General features: G+C 36.7%; 15 protein-coding genes. 2 read left to right on the forward strand and 13 right to left on the reverse strand.

Features of this window, described 5'->3' with window-relative positions; genetic code table 11:
• Positions 1–3: 3 nt before the first annotated feature.
• Entirely contained in the window at positions 4–906 is a 903-nt protein-coding gene (locus tag MHB65_RS22855) for a polyprenyl synthetase family protein (RefSeq protein ID WP_342441833.1), read from the reverse strand.
• 340 nt (positions 907–1,246) lie between these two features.
• Here MHB65_RS22855 and MHB65_RS22860 point away from each other — a divergent pair, with 340 nt between their 5' ends.
• On the forward strand, positions 1,247–1,792 hold the full coding sequence (locus MHB65_RS22860; protein ID WP_342441834.1) for a hypothetical protein: 546 nt from the start codon (positions 1,247–1,249) through the stop codon (positions 1,790–1,792).
• Positions 1,793–2,475: 683 nt separating this feature from the next.
• Here MHB65_RS22860 and MHB65_RS22865 read toward each other — a convergent pair.
• The 12 genes from MHB65_RS22865 to putP all read right to left on the reverse strand — a co-directional run bounded on the left by MHB65_RS22865 (position 2,476) and on the right by putP (position 16,037).
• Positions 2,476–2,790: an antibiotic biosynthesis monooxygenase gene (locus tag MHB65_RS22865; protein ID WP_205445937.1), complete on the reverse strand. Its 315-nt coding sequence runs from the start codon at positions 2,788–2,790 to the stop codon at positions 2,476–2,478.
• Position 2,791: 1 nt separating this feature from the next.
• The gene (locus tag MHB65_RS22870; RefSeq protein ID WP_205445938.1) at positions 2,792–3,820 is read right to left on the reverse strand and encodes a siderophore ABC transporter substrate-binding protein; all 1,029 of its coding nucleotides are present in this window, start codon (positions 3,818–3,820) and stop codon (positions 2,792–2,794) included.
• Between the two features lie 64 nt (positions 3,821–3,884).
• On the reverse strand, positions 3,885–4,646 hold the full coding sequence (locus MHB65_RS22875; RefSeq protein WP_205445939.1) for an ABC transporter ATP-binding protein: 762 nt from the start codon (positions 4,644–4,646) through the stop codon (positions 3,885–3,887).
• A complete protein-coding gene (locus MHB65_RS22880; protein ID WP_205445940.1) occupies positions 4,643–5,596 on the reverse strand; it encodes an iron chelate uptake ABC transporter family permease subunit in 954 nt (317 codons plus the stop codon). Before MHB65_RS22880 ends, MHB65_RS22875 begins: the two co-directional genes overlap by 4 nt.
• A complete protein-coding gene (locus tag MHB65_RS22885; protein WP_004231947.1) occupies positions 5,589–6,539 on the reverse strand; it encodes an ABC transporter permease in 951 nt (316 codons plus the stop codon). The genes MHB65_RS22880 and MHB65_RS22885 overlap by 8 nt, the downstream gene beginning before the upstream one ends.
• A 284-nt stretch (positions 6,540–6,823) precedes the next feature.
• Positions 6,824–7,876: a hypothetical protein gene (locus MHB65_RS22890; RefSeq protein ID WP_342441835.1), complete on the reverse strand. Its 1,053-nt coding sequence runs from the start codon at positions 7,874–7,876 to the stop codon at positions 6,824–6,826.
• A gap of 52 nt (positions 7,877–7,928) precedes the next feature.
• Positions 7,929–9,035 (reverse strand): o-succinylbenzoate synthase, encoded by a 1,107-nt coding sequence (gene menC / locus MHB65_RS22895; RefSeq protein ID WP_205445942.1) that lies wholly within the window; start codon positions 9,033–9,035, stop codon positions 7,929–7,931.
• A gap of 21 nt (positions 9,036–9,056) precedes the next feature.
• Entirely contained in the window at positions 9,057–9,881 is an 825-nt protein-coding gene (locus MHB65_RS22900) for a GNAT family N-acetyltransferase (protein WP_205445943.1), read from the reverse strand.
• Positions 9,881–11,026 (reverse strand): M20 peptidase aminoacylase family protein, encoded by a 1,146-nt coding sequence (locus MHB65_RS22905; protein WP_205445944.1) that lies wholly within the window; start codon positions 11,024–11,026, stop codon positions 9,881–9,883. The genes MHB65_RS22900 and MHB65_RS22905 overlap by 1 nt, the downstream gene beginning before the upstream one ends.
• A gap of 205 nt (positions 11,027–11,231) precedes the next feature.
• On the reverse strand, positions 11,232–12,719 hold the full coding sequence (locus MHB65_RS22910; RefSeq protein ID WP_205445945.1) for a peptide MFS transporter: 1,488 nt from the start codon (positions 12,717–12,719) through the stop codon (positions 11,232–11,234).
• A 409-nt stretch (positions 12,720–13,128) separates the two neighbouring features.
• Positions 13,129–14,415: a GTPase HflX gene (hflX, locus tag MHB65_RS22915; RefSeq protein ID WP_342441836.1), complete on the reverse strand. Its 1,287-nt coding sequence runs from the start codon at positions 14,413–14,415 to the stop codon at positions 13,129–13,131.
• A gap of 134 nt (positions 14,416–14,549) precedes the next feature.
• On the reverse strand, positions 14,550–16,037 hold the full coding sequence (gene putP / locus MHB65_RS22920; RefSeq protein ID WP_342441837.1) for a sodium/proline symporter PutP: 1,488 nt from the start codon (positions 16,035–16,037) through the stop codon (positions 14,550–14,552).
• 197 nt (positions 16,038–16,234) lie between these two features.
• Between putP and MHB65_RS22925 the strand changes: the two genes are divergently transcribed.
• Positions 16,235–17,395 carry an SAM-dependent methyltransferase gene (locus tag MHB65_RS22925; protein ID WP_342441838.1) on the forward strand — a complete coding sequence of 387 codons (1,161 nt, stop codon included), beginning with the start codon at positions 16,235–16,237 and terminating at the stop codon, positions 17,393–17,395.
• Positions 17,396–17,410 lie beyond the last annotated feature (15 nt).

The raw sequence follows: 17,410 nt of genomic DNA on the forward strand, positions 1-17,410 counted from the left end.
TCCTCATCTCAATAATTTTTGTAGGTATTCTTTACCTAACTCATTTATAGCTACATTTTCAAGATAATTCAATGCTTTAAACTTGTAGACGTTTTTTATCGTAATGGCATAACGTATTGCACCACCATTTGTCAACTCGTCTTCTGTTGCATTATTATCCAAATCTGTAACTATATCATTATTATAATAGCTAGAAACAGATTTTGAAACATCATTTTTCTTTGATAGAAGATAAATAATAGGCAAAGAATACCTTTTATTTAGCAAATCATTTTTAGGGCCCCACGCCTTTAAGCTTTGTATATCATTTTTAATTTGTTGGATGATGCCTATGTATTTCCCATACTCCTCTATTTCTTGAGATATTTCTCCTCTTGCAAGTACTTCACCAATCAAACAACCCATTGCTGTTAATGAACCAGATTTCAACGTAATCATTTGTATATAGGAATCTTCATCACGGCAATTATTTAGTAAGTCTAATTGTTGCCCATTTATACTTTTTAAAGCGTATTCTTCAAGAAGCTTGATAGCCGCTCTTTTATGTTCAAAAGAAGTTTCATCTATTGTTTTAGATGCCATGACCAGCATAGCTAAAGCAACGTTTAGTGATAATTCAGGAGTTTTGTTCCAACTATAGTCCGAATCCTTATCCTGCAGATCATCAATAATATCAAAAGATAGTATTAGAAATTCAATTGCAGCAGCTACCTTGTAGATATCTTGATTTATGCTTTTTGAAAATGCTTCATAATGCCAAAAACACAATTTACCAAAGGAAAAACCTACAGCTGTTTTTTCTTCTATAAAGCCTTTTAACATTGTTTTTAGCTCAGAGCCAAGTAATAACTCATTTTCTATAAGGATGTCTAATGATTCATTGATGTGTGCATCTAAACCCTTCAATAGTCCTCTCCCCTATCTAGTATATTACTAGATATTATATAGATTAGTGGGAATTAATACTAGTCATACAATTATATGATACATTAAATACCATTAATTCCTTTATAAAGCGAAAGACCGCCAAAAAATGGCGTTATTCATGCAAATCACGCCAGATTTTTGTTAATAATTACTAAAAAAATGGCGGTAGAGAACCAAGCACCGCCATTAAAGTGGCGTAAACTTACCATTGAAATGGCGTTCTAACAGATGTTACGCTTAGATTAATAATAAAATCATATTTTTATAGTCAGGATAGATTGATGAACATGAAATCTTTTTGTACTGGGAGTGACTTAAATTGAATGATACTGTTTTCATACTTACGGCTACTTTTTCATGTAATATCTCTGTCTCAGCTGAAGAAATTACAATTAAACAGCCTAACAATGACCAACGACGAATTGAACAAATCATTATTCAATCAGAATTAAAAGCCTATCAAGAAACTTTAGCTGCGTATAAAAACATTTCAACTTTTTCAAATTTTATTAGTGATATTCCTGGATTTGAGGATACATTCCAACAAAAACGAGATTATTATATTGAGCAGTATGGCATTATAAGAATATCAAACGAAAGCATATCTAGTATGTCATTAGTCAATCCTTTCACGTTTGGATTAAATATAGATTCCCCTATAGTTTATGTAACACCACAGTACACAATCATTAATGCTAGAGGGCTAGTAATGGCGACAAATGCATCTAATTATAACAATAATCCAGATAGTATGGATGGGCTGTGTAATACAAGTATCTCTGGGTTGTCCATTAACGAGAACACCATATCCTTTAATATGGATTCGACATTTAGTAAATGGAGAAAACCATCTATTACACATTAACCTATACACCTAGCTAAGCAGGTCACAATGATTGTGACCTGCTTTTTGTGTAATAAAAAAGGTGTCTCAATCTCTCTTGAGACACCTTTCATAGTGTTGAAAAACAAAACCATCAATAGAATTTTTATAAAAGGTGAAAATGGTTTCCGTTGCAGGCTACTTGCTTTCCTGTGGGCGAGCGCCGAGCCGCTTCCTCCGCTCCCGCTCCGTGCAGGGGCTCGCCTGTCTCGCTATCCCACGGGAGTCAAGTAGCCTTCCACTCCAACCCATAAATATTTAACTTTTAGCAAAGGTTTTCAGCTAAAGTGAAGGTGTTCACTACTCTTTAGGAAGAGGTGTTGTCACGCATCACTTCTCCACATTGAAAATAAGAGTTTATCCCCTCTAAGAATACAGATAATGGGCGATTTAATCGCTATGCTGCTATGAAAAAAGTAAAGACACTTTGCAGAATGGTTGATTGGAGTGGAGCCAGCGTCACTCCTAGGGGATTTAGCGTCACAGAGGAGACCCTGGAGCGAACGTTAGTGAGTGAAGCGGCTCATCGGACGCCCCCTGGAAAGGACGCTGGCGGAACGGAAATCAACCCCTCACCTTGCTAAAAGGTCTTTTTCTACTAGTGACATGATCTTTTTTCAACAATATGAAAAGGTGTCTCAATCTCTTGAGACACCTTTAGATGATTAACCTTTTACATAATAAACTTCTTGTCCGCTTTCAATGATATGATCAGGCTTTGGTTTCCCTGCGCTTGCCTTATGGCCGGCAATATGCTCAGGACTCTTCTCCCAATTTTTCCATGCTTCTTCTGATTCCCAACGAACCATCACTAGCACTTCTTCATCTCCACGGCGAACTTTCTTTACAAGTACCTGCTTATCAATGTAACCAGGCTGTTGTTCAAGTAATGAAGGACCGTTTGATTTAGCACCAAAACGTTCCACAACCTTATCCGAATTCCCTTCCGTCACAACAATACGTTTAATTTGTACAAACATATTAGTTAAACGCCTTTAACACATCTTCAGCTTTTTGTGTTTCTGATTGTAAACCGCCACCTGAAAGGTACCAAACTTCTGGATCTAGGTAGAATACTTTACCGTTTTTCACAGCGTTTGTTGCACTTACGATTTCGTTTTCAATTGCAGCTTTTGTACCTGATTCACCGTTTTCATTTACAACAGCGTCACGGTCAACAACGAATAAGATATCTGGGTTTTTCTCACGTACGAATTCAAAGCTTGCATTATCACCATGTGACTCGATTTTGAAGCCACTAGCTTCAGCTACAGCTTTTACACCATACACATCATGAATCACACCGAAACGTGAACCAGGACCAAATACTGATAATGAACCTTCACTACCTAAAACGATTAATGCTTTTTCTTCTGTTGCAGTAGCTTTTGCTTTTACTTCTTCTACTTTTGCTTCATAGGCAGCCATTGCATCTGCAGCTTCTTTTTCTTTACCAAAGATTTTACCTGCTAATTCTGTATTAGCTTTGAATGACTCTAAGAAGTTATTATTATCTACACCAATGTATACTGTAGGAGCAATTTTAGATAATTCAGCATAAGCTGCTGACGCACGACCAGAGATGAAAATAATATCTGGGTTAATTTCAGATAATTTTTCATAATCAGGCTCGAATAATGTACCTGCATTTACATAAGTGCTATCTTTAAACTTGCTTAAGTATGCTGGTAATGAATCTTGTACTACTGCAGTAGGATTAACGCCTAAAGCATCTAAAGTATCTAGGAAACCATTATCAAAAACGACAACTTTTTCTGGCATTTTATCAAGTGTTATTTCTTCAAATGTAGTACTATTACCATCGCGACCTTCAACTGTGCTACCTGGAATTGTTAGTGGGTAAAGTGATGATTCTTCATTTTGTTCCTCAGCTGGTTTGTCAGTTGAAGTACCTTTATCTTCTTCTTTTGCTTCGTCTTTTGAACCGCAAGCAGCCAATACTAATAACATCATTGCCATTAATACCGTAAGTAACTTCCATTTCTTCATTGTGAAATTTCTCCTTTAATTAATTTATTTGATAGTTAGATGGTTTATCCATCTGAAACTATTTTTACGAATTAAAATAAACACAAATTCGACAGCCATCCTGTTCTTGAACAGGGATATCCATATCATAAATTTCCTTCAAGGCATGTGAGTTAATAATGTCATTTGTAGGACCGTTTTTAACAACACGACCATCTTTTAATGCAACAATATAGTCAGAGTAAACGGAAGCAAAATTAATATCGTGTAAAACGATAACCACCGTTTTGCCTAGCTCATCAACCAGCTTACGTAAAATCTTCATAATCTGTACAGAATGCTTCATATCTAAATTATTCAATGGTTCGTCCAGTAAGATATATTCAGTGTCCTGTGCAATAACCATTGCGATAAAAGCACGCTGACGTTGACCACCTGACAGTTCATCTAAATAATTTTGTTGCATATCTTCTAAATTCATATAACGAATAGCTTCGTCAACTTTTTCTTCATCTTCAGGCTTTAAATGCCCTTTTGAGTAAGGGAAACGGCCAAAGGATACAAGCTCACGGATTGTTAGACGAACATTCATAAAGTTAGATTGCTTTAAAATCGATACGCGTTTAGCGAAATCATCTGATTTCCAGCTTCGTACATCTGCCTTATCGAGTAGTACTTCGCCAGTATCTGCATTCAGTAAACGACTCACCATTGAAAGTAGCGTGGACTTCCCTGCACCATTCGGTCCAATAAACGATGTGATTTTTCCGGAAACAATATCAACACTTACATCTTGAACGACAGGTTTTTTTCCAAAAAACTTCGTAATTTCTTTGACTTGTATCATCCTGCTGACCTACTTTCTCTTAATAATAAGTAGATGAAGTAGACCCCACCCACAAAATTAATAATGACACTAAGTGTAGTAGTGAAACTAAATAAACGTTCAACCATCCATTGTCCACCGACTAAAGCAACAATACTCATTACACAAGAGCCAGTAATTAAGATCGAATGCTTGTATGTTCTGAAATACTGATACGATAAATTTGCAACGATTAAACCAAAGAATGTGATCGGACCAACGAGCGCCGTCGAAACGGCTATCAAGATCGAAGCTAAAATTAACATACGTTGTACCAACTTATCGTAAGGTACACCTAAATTTATAGCTGTATCTCGTCCCAAGGACATAACGTCTAATTGATTCATATGACGAGCACCATAGAAAAACGTTATTAAAATGATAACGCCTGCTAGCCAAACTAAATCTGAATTAACATTATTGAAACTTGCAAACATTTTACTTTGTAAGCCTAAAAACTCATTCGGATCTATTAATACTTGGAAGAACGTAGTAATACTTCCTAAAAACGTACCGACAATCATGCCAACAAGCAGTAAAAAATAAATCGGGCGCTTTCCTTCTTTAAACAATACTCGGTAAAAAATTAAAGCGAATAGAATCATCGCCCCAATCGCAAGCGTAAAATTATAGTAGATATTAATAACTAATATGGATGTAGAGCCAAAGAAAAAGTAGATGCATGTTTGAATTAACATATACAAAGCATCTAAACCCATGACACTTGGCGTTAAAATACGATTATGTGTAATTGTTTGGAAAACTACTGTGGAATAGGCAATAGCTATACCTGTTAATGCCATTGCTACTACTTTTATGACACGACGTGGAAAAGCATAATGATAATTACCATTTAATTCCCAAAACAAATATAGAACAATTGCTATAACAGCGAGACCTAGTAAAATGAACATTTTTGTACGATTACGCATATGCTCTCCCCCTAAACAACATGAATAGGAAGATGGCACTTCCAATTACACCAACAGTCATACTAATTGGTATTTCATAAGGGAAAATCAGTACTCGTCCTAAAATATCGCAGAATAATAAGAATGACATACCAAGTAAGGCTGTATGCGGCAAGGTTTTCGCCAAATTATCACCTTTGAACAGTGAAATAATGTTCGGAATAATCAAACCAAGGAAGGGAATGATACCGACTGTTAGCACCACTGTCGTGGAGATAAGAGCTACCAACACTAAGCCTAAATTGACCACAAATTTATAGGATAGACCAAGGTTTTTTGCAAAATCCTCTCCCATCCCAGCTACTGTAAAACGATTTGCGTAAATGTAAGCTAAAATGAGTATCGGTACACTTACGTATAACAGTTCATAACGGCCTTTCATGATTAATGAGAAATCTCCTTGTAACCATGCTGAAATGTTCTGGATAATATTTGCCTTGTATGCAAAGAACGTTGTCACAGAGGACAATATATTCCCAAACATTAAGCCAATAAGCGGTATAAAAATCGCATCTTTAAACTTAATTCGGTTTAATATTTGCATGAATAGTAATGTGCCGGCTAAAGCAAATATGAAAGCGAAGGAAATTTTTTGGAAATATGTGACGTTCGTAAAGAACATCATTGAAATCAATACGCCCAACCGTGTGGCATCTAATGTACCAGCTGTTGTTGGTGATACGAATTTATTCCTACTTAAGCTTTGCATAATTAAACCAGCAATACTCATACCTGCACCTGCTAGCAAGATTGCAACAAGTCTAGGTACACGACTAATTAAAAATAGTCTAGCTTCTTCTGATTGGAAGTCTAATAGGTCGCTAGGCTTAATATCTACTACTCCGATAAATAGCGACACAATAGACAGCACAACAGTTGCTGTTAAAAGATATCTTATTTTCATAGTAATCCCCGGTAGATTTCATTTTTGTGTGTAACTCACTTTTTAGTGAAAATGATTATCATTACTCACGATTCCCATTATAATCATGATTTTATTCTCAGTCAACCTACAAATGAGAATTATTCTCGCTTTATTGAAGATTAACTAAAAAATATGCCTAATTAACGAAATATCAGCATAATCGCTCATCTTTTCAACAGAAATAATTCACTATTTCTACAATTTTTTTATCCAAATAAAAAGGTAATTGAGAATAAAATCTATCTCTCAATTACCATTTTTTATTAAATAATTTTCTTAATGCCTCTTAACCATGCTGAAATAATGAATATGATTAATACTAAACCTACATAGCCCATAACCGCATACAGTTTAGCTACTAGTGTTGTGAATCCCACAAGACTTGCTAGAAATCCGAGACCACCTATAAATATGACTGCAACCCTAAAGCTTGCTCTATTGGGTTCGAAAAACCTAACCATGAAGGAATATAGCATCCCTACCGCCGTATTATAAATCATTCCCAAAAGAGAAATAGTCATTAATAGCCCAACAATTGGATGAATTTCATTAGCTAATGCTAACATCGGAATGTCTAGTCCAACAATGATATTCATTTTTGCTAGAAGAGAGAAATTCACAAGTAAAATTAAAGCACCTAACAAAATTCCACCAATTATACCACCCATTCCAGCTACCCTATGATTACGTATAGATCCACACATCACCGTTAATAAAGAAAAACTAACCCCTACATTGAATGACATATATAGTAAAGCCGTCACCCACCAGCTTTTCTCACTTATTTGAGCCTGTTGAGCAATAACAGCCTGCTCTACAAAGGTAAGGTCCATCGTAGCTATAGCATAGATAGCGATGATGGACACAATGGTTAGTAGATAGGGAGTGGCAAGCGCGATGATATTAATGATACTTTTCACATCCATCATAACTGTAGCTATTGTAAGCAAGATCATGCAAATACTCCCTAGCCAGATAGGAAATCCAAACATTTGTTGAAATGTTGCACCAGCACCAGCAAACATAATTACGGCTACACCAAATAAAAAGAGGGATAGGACTAAATCCAATACAAAGCCAATAGTATTCCCTGAAATTTGATAAATCAAATCCTTATGGGAGGCTGTGCGAAGTCTTGAGCTCACTTGAGCAATGCACATTCCAACAATCGAGAAACCAACCATAGCTAACAGTGCACCATATATTCCTTTAAAGCCATAGCTTGTAAAATAGAGGACAATTTCCTGCCCCGATGCAAATCCTGCTCCAACGATAATCCCTACATAGGCACCACCGATTTGCAAGCTTTTTTTCAATCAGTTCTCTCCTCGTTTTTCCTTTATACCAGATGATTGACTAAGTAATGCTTTATTGATAGATTTCTTTACTAATCGTTAATTTATCAATAACAGCCATATTAGGCGTATAACCAATACCGACTGACTGGGGTACCTCAATATAGCCATCTTTGACTTTTACTTCAGGATCAATTACGTCCTCATACCAATAATGACTAGATCCTGCTGTATCGCCGGGTAAAATAAAGTGACTAAGAGATGTTAAGGCAATATTATGTGCTCGTCCAATTCCTGCCTCTAACATACCACCACACCAAACTGGAATATCGTTTGCTTTACATAGGTCATGGATTCGTTTCGCTTCCGTTAAACCACCTACTCGTCCAATCTTAATGTTTATGACACCACAGCTTCCAAGTTCAATTGCTCGTCTGGCATCCTCATAGGATGTGATGCTTTCATCTAAACAAATAGGCGTTTTTAACTTTTTCTGCAATGTTGCATGATCGACAATATCATCAGTAGCTAGTGGTTGTTCAATCATTAATAAATCAAAGTCATCAAGCTGCTGTAGTATTTCTATATCGTCTAATGTATAAGCAGAGTTCGCATCTACCATCAAAGGTAAATTTGGCAGTTCCGCGCGAATTGCTCGTACTACCTCGACATCCTCTCCAGGCTTTATTTTTATTTTCACTCTTTTATAGCCTTTTTCAATATGACCTTTTATTAAAGCTATTAACTGAGTGATAGAGGGTTGAATTCCCACGCTGACTCCCACTTCAATACGTTGTTTTTGACCGCCTAATGCCTGTGCAAGTGATTGCTTCGTTTGTTGGGCGTAGATATCCCATACAGCACCTTCAATTGAAGCTTTCGCCATGCAGTTTCGACGAATAGGCGCAAATAAGGAAGTCACCTCATCTGGATGCCCGATCTCTTTATGTAACAAGATGGGTATCAAAAAATCTTGCAGCATATGCCATGTTGTCTTTAATGTTTCTTCTGTATACCAAGGTGCTACAAAAGCAACCGTTTCTCCCCATCCCGTAATCCCTGATTCATCTTTTGCTTCTATTAATAATAATTCCTTTTCATCAACTGTGCCAAAGCTCGTTGTAAATGGTGCTTTCATAGGCATTTTCAAGTGCCTTAATGTAATCTTTTCTAATCTCACAATATTCACTCCCTAGCATTATTATAAGGCTAATAAGGAGCGTCTGACTAACAGATAGCTATGAACATATTCTGGATGTTTCTTCATGCGTACAACAGCATAATCTTGATTAAATAATGTCGTTAAGATTGTACGAATTTTATAACGCCAGTCCTCTGCAAGTTTTGGACTTTCCACTTTCATCTTCTGTAGAGATTGAGGGATCGGTAAGAGATAGGCGTCCTTGTAAAAGGATTGTTCCAACTGAAATGTATTTTCTACATCTAGAACTGGCAATCCGTCGACGGTTAATGTCCAAGGTACAATTTCCTGCGCTAGCTCTTCTAATTCATCAAGGCTATCTGCCATTTGATCACGCTCAATCCACCATTCAACAACTAGCCTATCTGATGGGAGCCCTTCATTAAAATCGTCTCGGAGCGGACCATAGTAATCATTTTCATATTGATAGCTAGTGGCGTTCAATTTTAGAAATGCTAAATTAGCTAAACGTGCTTCTAACGGTTCAATTAACCAGCGGACAAGTTGAAAACCATGCTCTTTTGCATATTCTTGTTGGGCATGCTTCAATAATTCAGCCACACCTTGTTCACGATATGCTTTTTCTACACCAATCATGTGCGAATGCAAGTACATTTCTCTATCTTGATAACCAACAAAGCAATAATTAAAGCCAATTAGCTTTTCGTCTAAATACGCTCCTAATACGATTCCCCCATTTTGTACAGCAGCTAATAATTGATGGGAGGGTATTGCTTGGCTGCCCCATATTTCAGCATTCAATTTTTGGATCTCTGCAATTTCTTTCGGTGTCATTACTTTATGAATTCGCACTTGCTCTAACATTACGCTGACGCCTCCTTTTTATGCCCTGATTCCAAAGCTAATAAAACTGCTCTTGTAAGAATCTCAACTCCTGTGACAAGTCTTGCTTGTTTAAATTTCATTTTCGGATGATGCAACCCGGGAGTTAATCCACAACCCAAGCCTAGCATGGTCGTTTTTAAATGTGGCCGTTTCACAGCATAATGGTGAAAATCCTCTCCACCAGGTGTATGAACTGGCTTTCTTAAATTTGATAACCCAGTAGCCTGTATAATTGCCTGCTCCATCAAATATTGTGCACTTGTATCAACTTCAGCAGCTACGATATTAGCAACCGTACGTAATTCAATCTGTACCTTATGCAACAATTTAGAGGAATCTATTACACGCTTTACTCCTTGTGCTAAATCATCCATTACCTTGTTTTGCTGTGCACGTATATCAATCGTGAACGATGCATTACCTGGAATAATATTGCCTGAATCTCCCCCGGCATGGAATTTCGTCATCTTTACAGATACAGGAACCATAGGATCTGTATGAATGGTTCGCAAATCTTCGATAATTGTTGCACCTACTTCAATCGCATTAGTGCCAAGGTGTGGCCTTGCAGCATGAGCATCCTCCCCAATAATTTCACCTTCAAGTAAGCGAGAGGCACCATGGTATAGGGCTGCACAATAAGTGCCGTCCTCTAGCTCATGAACAGGTCTTACATGGACACCAAATAAATAATCTAAGTCATCAATAACGCCTTCTTCTAAAACGGATAACGCTCCCGTTCCTTTTTCTTCAGCAGGTTGGAAAATAACACGGATTGTGCCATTAAATGATTGCTGTAGTTCTTTTAAAAGTAATAGCGTACCAATGGCCATCGTCATATGTCCGTCATGTCCACATGAATGATTCGCACGGAAATGGCCATCAACTTCTTGCCATAAAGCATCTATATCTGTTCTTAATCCTACTTTCGGATCTCCGTTGCCTACATCCACATATAACCCTGTGGAGTTTTTAAATCGTATAGGAGAAAAGCCTTCCTGCGTTAATAGCTCCACTATATAATTGGTTGTTTCTACTTCATGCCAGCTGATTTCTGGATTCGCATGTAAATACGTAAAAATCTCCATTAATCTTGGCCTCAAATGATCTAACTCTTCTTTCATGGCTTCCAACCCCTTAAATTTTCATATTATTAAAATTATTATAACGAAAATGATAATTATCTACATAGAAACTTATACCCACATTCAGCAAAATAACTACTTACGATAATATATTTCGCTCTCAACTTCTTAGATAGACTTTTATTTAGATAGCAAAAAAAGATGCAAGTACAGCTATTAATAAAACTGTACTTGCATCTTTCATTTAATTAATACCTTTCATCGCTTTCGAAATAATCGGTGAAAGTACTAATATAATAATTCCGACTACAATAGATAAGGTACCTAAGAAGCCAAAGTATGTGAATTCGCTTACAACTTCATAGACCTTAACTAATTGAGCATTAATTGCTTGTGCTGCCGCACTTGTTAAAAACCATAAAGACATCGTTTGTGCTGCGAAGGCCTGTGGTGCCAATTTCGTTGTAGCAGATAGACCAACTGGTGATAATAATAACTCCCCAACAACCACTAAGAAGAATGACAATACTAACCATAAAGGACTCACTAATGTTTCTCCACCAGATAGGTGTGCGGGAATCATCATCACTAAGAATGATAAACCTGCAAAGAACAATGCGTATGAGAACTTACGTGGTGTAGTTGGTTGCTTGTCTCCCCATTTAAGCCATAGCATCGCAAATAATGGTGCCATCGTGATAACAAATAATGGGTTCAATGACTGGAACCATGAAGATTGAAGCTGAATACCACCAATACTTAGCTGTGTACGCTCATCTGCATATGTCGCTAAAATTGTTGCCCCTTGTTCTTGGATAGCCCAGAACATGACCGCTGATAAAAATAAAGGAATATAAGCAAGTAGACGAGACTTTTCATCCTTCGTTGTTTTTTTACTGCGATACATATAAATAAAGAATGCAGTTGGAATTAATACACCTAGGGCCGTAATGATAAAACTGAATACATTCATTGTTAATGTACCTGTTTTAATACCAATAGCACCTAAAATGATAATAAGTAAAGCTGCAATTCCAAATTGTAAAAAGACTTTTTTACGTTCTTCAGGCTTTAATGGGTTATTTACTTGTAAGCCCGCTAAGCCTAAATATTTTTTCTCTGTTAATTTATAGACAATTAAACCAATTAGCATACCCAGACCAGCTAAACCAAAGCCAAGGTGGAAGCTATACTTTTGTCCAATTGTTCCGACAATAAATGGTGCAATGAATGCTCCCATATTAATACCCATATAGAAAATAGAAAAACCTGCATCACGGCGGCTATCTGTTTCAGCATAAATGTCCCCAACAATACTTGAAACGTTTGGTTTTAATAAACCAGTACCCATGACGATAAATGCCATTGAAGCAAATAACATGCTTACACCACCAGGCAATGCTAGCAGTAAGTGACCAATCATAATTAACACGCCACCATAAAAAATGGTTCTTCGTGTTCCTAAAACTCGGTCGGCAATCCATCCACCTATAATACCAGACATATAAACAAGTGAGCCATAGATGGCCATAATAGAGTTTGCTGTTCCGCGGTCTAGACCTAAGCCTCCCTCATGTAATTCATAATACATAAAGAAGATGAGAATTGCTCGCATACCATAGTACGAGAAACGTTCCCAAAATTCTGTGAAAAACAAAGTAAAGAGCCCTTTAGGGTGTCCAACAAAGCCATTTTGAGGGACAGATTTTACAACTTCATCTTTACTAGACATACAATACCCTCTCCCAATTAAAAATTATTCTCTAAAAATATCATTACCCTAAAATAAGGATAAAAAAACTTTGTTTCATCATACTAAAGCGTTTTATAAACTTTAGCAAGAGTTTTAAAAAATGTTGAAAATTTGTCATTTTTCTATAAATTCTGATTGATTATTAGCGAAAATATTAAATCCTTTGATATATCTAAGTTTTCTCACACTTTCTTTTCAAAAAATTAGTACATACTCATTGAATTATTCTAAAATATTTAAAATTCAGATTTATTACTTTATTTACAAATTTATACTATTTTATTTACAACCTACGGTACACCTTTCACTTTGTTCTAGATTCTACTATTCCCTCTAATCACAAAAAGCATGCCAAAATTTTTTTGGCATGCTTTGGGAAATCCATTTTTTAATTAACAACATAGTGTTGATACTTTGCATAGTCTGCTGCTTTTACTTCAAGAGACAATAATGTCCCGTCTTCTTCATAGGCAGTATTAAAAACAGAGGCTTGTTCATTTAAATAAGAAACAACGTTTCCTTGGTCATAAGGTATTAACATGTCACACTTTACATAATGCGAGAAGATGTGTTGACGAATTAACTGTACTAATTCCTCTAAACCAATCCCCTGCTTTGCTGAAATCCAAATATTATCTCCACTTACTACAGGATAAGGAACATCCGCTATATCTGCCTTATTGTATACATAGATTGTTGGAATGTCCTCAACACCAACTGCTTTAAGCGTTTCATTTGTCACATTCATCATAAATCCATGCTCAGCATTTGAAACATCCACCACATGAAGTAAAAGATCAGCATCTCGTGCCTCTTCCAAAGTAGAGCGAAATGCCTTCACTAAATGGTGAGGTAATTTACTAACGAAACCTACTGTGTCTGTCAGTAAAAATGTCTTCTTATCAGGTAGTTCAATCTGACGAACAGAAGTTTCAAGGGTAGCAAAAAGCATATCCTTCTCAAAGACTTGCTTGTGCTCTTCTTGTCCTATTTGTGTGAGCAGTTGATTCATAATTGTTGATTTACCTGCATTTGTATAGCCGACAATCGATACAACTGGAAGTGCATTTTTACGACGCTGTTTACGCTGCGTTTCTCGTTGCTCCTTAACGTGCTCAAGATCCTTTTTAATTTTAGCAATTTGATCTTCAATCTTTCGTCGATCCAGTTCCAGCTTTGTTTCACCAGCACCTCGGTTTTTAAAGCCACCTCCAGTTCCTCCACCCTGACGACTTAGAGAGGCATGCAAACCTACTAAGCGAGGTAGCATGTATTGAAGCTGTGCTAACTCCACCTGCATTTGTGCTTCACGTGTTTTTGCGCGTCTTCCAAAAATATCTAAAATAAGCATTGTTCGATCAATGACCTTCGTTGCTAAATCACGCTCTAAATTACGGATTTGCGAAGGAGACAATTCATCGTTAAAAATAACAAGATTTGCTTGTGCTTCTTCATAAAAATTTTTGATTTCTTCTATTTTACCTGTACCTACATAATGGGAAGGTGTGACACGTTCCAAATTTTGCGTGACAATCCCTACCACTTCTACATGCAAAGCCTCAGCTAAATTTTGTAACTCTTCCATAGAATAGTCAAAATGCTCATCGTTTCGTAAATTTACGCCAACGAGTATGGCCTTTTCAATTAATACATCAACTTCCTTAATTCTATCCATTAGAAACCTCCCACCAAAGCCTGGTGTCCCTACGACAAATTTTCTTCATCTTACCATAAAATACCCTTTTTCGTATCTGAAGAACATCATTCACTTTTCTAAAAAAATGCGCCTCAAGGAAAGGCGCATCTCAACTATTTTCTTTCTTCTTTTAGCAATGCTTCTGAGCGTGTGAACTCTTCTTCAATTTCTTTATTTGGTTTATATGTCAGCATACTGACCACAACCGCAACAATTAAACAAACAAGGAAGCCCGGAACAATTTCGTACAACGCACTTGATAAAGCATCTACTTTACCCCAAATAAACGCGGTTACAGCCCCTGTCACCATTCCGCTAAGTGCTCCATAGTTCGTTAACTTTCTCCAATATAAAGAAAGCAAAATAATTGGTCCGAAAGCGGCACCGAATCCTGCCCATGCAAAGCCAACCAAGCTTAAGATGGAGCTATCTGGATTCCATGCTAGGATTGCTGCAATAATTGCAACAACTAATACAGCCATACGTCCAACAAAAACATAATGTTTATCGTCTGCTGTTTTATTAAATAATGCTTTATAAATATCCTCTACAAGCGCTGAAGATGTTACGATTAATTGGGATGAAATTGTACTCATAACAGCTGCTAAAATAGCCGCCAGCATAATACCTGCTATAAACGGATGGAATAAAATCTGTCCAAGTACAATGAATACTGTTTCAGCGTCTTTTAGCTCACCAGCATTTTGCTGATAATAAGCTACACCCACCAAGGCAGTTCCAATAGCTCCAAATAAGCTTAACACCATCCAGCCAATACCAATGCGTCGTGCTTGCTTCGTTTCTTTCACAGAACTAATCGCCATAAAGCGGACAATGATATGAGGCTGTCCAAAATAACCTAGCCCCCAAGCAACTGAAGAAATAATCCCTGCTGCTGTAGCAGTGGCTGGTAATAAATTGAGAAGATCTGGATTAACGGATTTAATAGATGAAATCGTTTCTCCTATTCCACCTGTTGCAAATAAACCAAATAGCGGTACAGTAATAAGTGCTAAAAACATAATAAGTCCTTGTAAAAAGTCTGTATAACTTACAGCTAAAAATCCACCGAATAATGTATAGGCAACTGTTACACCTGAAACGATTAATAACCCTGTGTGATAATCATAACCAAATGAACTCTCGAAAAACTTGCCTCCTGCTACCATCCCTGACGATACATAAAACGTGAAAAATAATAGGATGATGATACCAGAAGCAATCCTAATTAGCTTCGTATTATCCCGTAATCGGTTATCCAAATAACTTGGAATGGTAATGGAATCATTCGTAACCTGTGTGTATACCCGTAAACGTGGTGCAACAAGTAGCCAGTTTAGGTAAGCCCCTATTGTGAGTCCAATCGCAATCCAAGCTTCCACAAGACCTGATAAAAATATTGCACCTGGTAAGCCCATTAGGAGCCAGCCAGACATATCCGCAGCACCCGCACTTAGCGCCGTAACCGCTGGACCCAAAGAACGACCGCCAAGCATATAATCTGTTAAATTCGATGTTTTAACAAATGCATACCAGCCAATTGCTAGCATGGCGACCATATAAATAATAATTGCTAATAATTGATACATGTTATCCGACATATTTTCTCCTCCTTTTAATACTTAGTATCACCAATTCAAAAAGAATTACTATATTTAAGATACCATGAATATACAATTCTACCTATAAATACTCGGAATTTTTATTAAATTATTTCCGAATGCCAAAGTAGACATTGTCTATTATAAAATGTGTTAAACTAGTGCCATCTATTACACAATAAAGTAGGCGAAAATGTATGACATTTGAAGAAATGAAAACTCTGCTCACTGAGCAAATTTTGCAACAACAGCTTGTGACTGCTACAATCAGTCAACCACGTATGAAATCAAACGAAGTAAAACGTGTAAAATTAAAACCATTAATGCTAAAGAATCAGTACCATATACAAATTGAATACCAATATGAACGCATTTTAAAACATGAAAATATTCTATTGGCTCATTTTCCTTCCAAGCTTGACGCCTTATTTGAGGAGTATCGTCAAGCCCATATCGATTTCGTAGATGAAACGGTACATGTGCAATTATCCAAAAAGAATAAAGTCCTTTGGAAATCAGATAAAACGACTTCACCTAAACAAGTCAATTTAGCCCATAATCGTAAAAAAAATCATTTACTTTCAGATGACCAACCCTATCCATTTTTAATTCGACTAGGGGTTCAAACAGAAGAAGGAAAGGTAAAAAAACAAAAGTATGATAAGTTTAAACAAATTAACCGCTTCATTGAATTTATTGATGACGCCTTAACATACTTACCACAGGATCGACAGGTGCGGATTTTAGATTTTGGTTCAGGTAAATCCTACTTAACCTTTGCTTTGTATCATTATTTAAAAATCGAAAAAGGCTTAGACATTCGTGTTACTGGTTTAGATTTAAAAAAAGAGGTTATTGAAGAATGCTCGAGAATAGCACAGGATTTAGGCTATGACCAGCTAGAATTTCTTGTAGGAGATATCATTGATTATAATGATGAAAGCACTGTAGACATGGTGGTGACACTCCATGCATGCGATGTAGCCACAGATATGGCCTTGGCTCGTGCTGTGAAATGGGGCGCAAGTGTCATTCTAAGTGTTCCTTGCTGTCAGCATGAGTTAAATCGTCAACTAAATACCCCTGCTCTCGATATTATGTTGCAACACGGTCTTGTTCGAGAACGTTTTGCGGCACTTGCCACAGATGCTATTCGAGCTGAAATTTTATCTCTTGTTGGCTACGAGGCACAGCTTTTAGAGTTTATTGATATGGAGAATACACCTAAAAATATTTTAATTCGAGCATATCAAACAGGTAAAAAACCAAATGAAGAGCAACGTGCCAGCTATGATGCCTTCTTAAAATTACTCAATGCAACACCATTTTTAGCTAATGAGTTAAAAGAGTACTTATAATGCACTTCTATCAAA

The organism is Lysinibacillus sp. FSL K6-0075, assembly GCF_038592945.1.
Lineage (GTDB): Bacteria > Bacillota > Bacilli > Bacillales_A > Planococcaceae > Lysinibacillus > Lysinibacillus fusiformis_F.

Excerpts from the sequence above, each read along its gene's own strand:
- MHB65_RS22875 (WP_205445939.1), bottom strand. The coding sequence starts at position 4,646 with ATGATACAAGTCAAAGAAATTACGAAGTTTTTTGGAAAAAAACCTGTC.
- hflX (WP_342441836.1), bottom strand. The coding sequence starts at position 14,415 with ATGGATAGAATTAAGGAAGTTGATGTATTAATTGAAAAGGCCATACTC.
- MHB65_RS22870 (WP_205445938.1), bottom strand. The coding sequence starts at position 3,820 with ATGAAGAAATGGAAGTTACTTACGGTATTAATGGCAATGATGTTATTA.
- MHB65_RS22900 (WP_205445943.1), bottom strand. The coding sequence starts at position 9,881 with ATGTTAGAGCAAGTGCGAATTCATAAAGTAATGACACCGAAAGAAATT.
- MHB65_RS22880 (WP_205445940.1), bottom strand. The coding sequence starts at position 5,596 with ATGCGTAATCGTACAAAAATGTTCATTTTACTAGGTCTCGCTGTTATA.
- MHB65_RS22885 (WP_004231947.1), bottom strand. The coding sequence starts at position 6,539 with ATGAAAATAAGATATCTTTTAACAGCAACTGTTGTGCTGTCTATTGTG.
- MHB65_RS22905 (WP_205445944.1), bottom strand. The coding sequence starts at position 11,026 with ATGAAAGAAGAGTTAGATCATTTGAGGCCAAGATTAATGGAGATTTTT.
- putP (WP_342441837.1), bottom strand. The coding sequence starts at position 16,037 with ATGTCGGATAACATGTATCAATTATTAGCAATTATTATTTATATGGTC.
- MHB65_RS22925 (WP_342441838.1), top strand. The coding sequence starts at position 16,235 with ATGACATTTGAAGAAATGAAAACTCTGCTCACTGAGCAAATTTTGCAA.
- MHB65_RS22865 (WP_205445937.1), bottom strand. The coding sequence starts at position 2,790 with ATGTTTGTACAAATTAAACGTATTGTTGTGACGGAAGGGAATTCGGAT.
- MHB65_RS22910 (WP_205445945.1), bottom strand. The coding sequence starts at position 12,719 with ATGTCTAGTAAAGATGAAGTTGTAAAATCTGTCCCTCAAAATGGCTTT.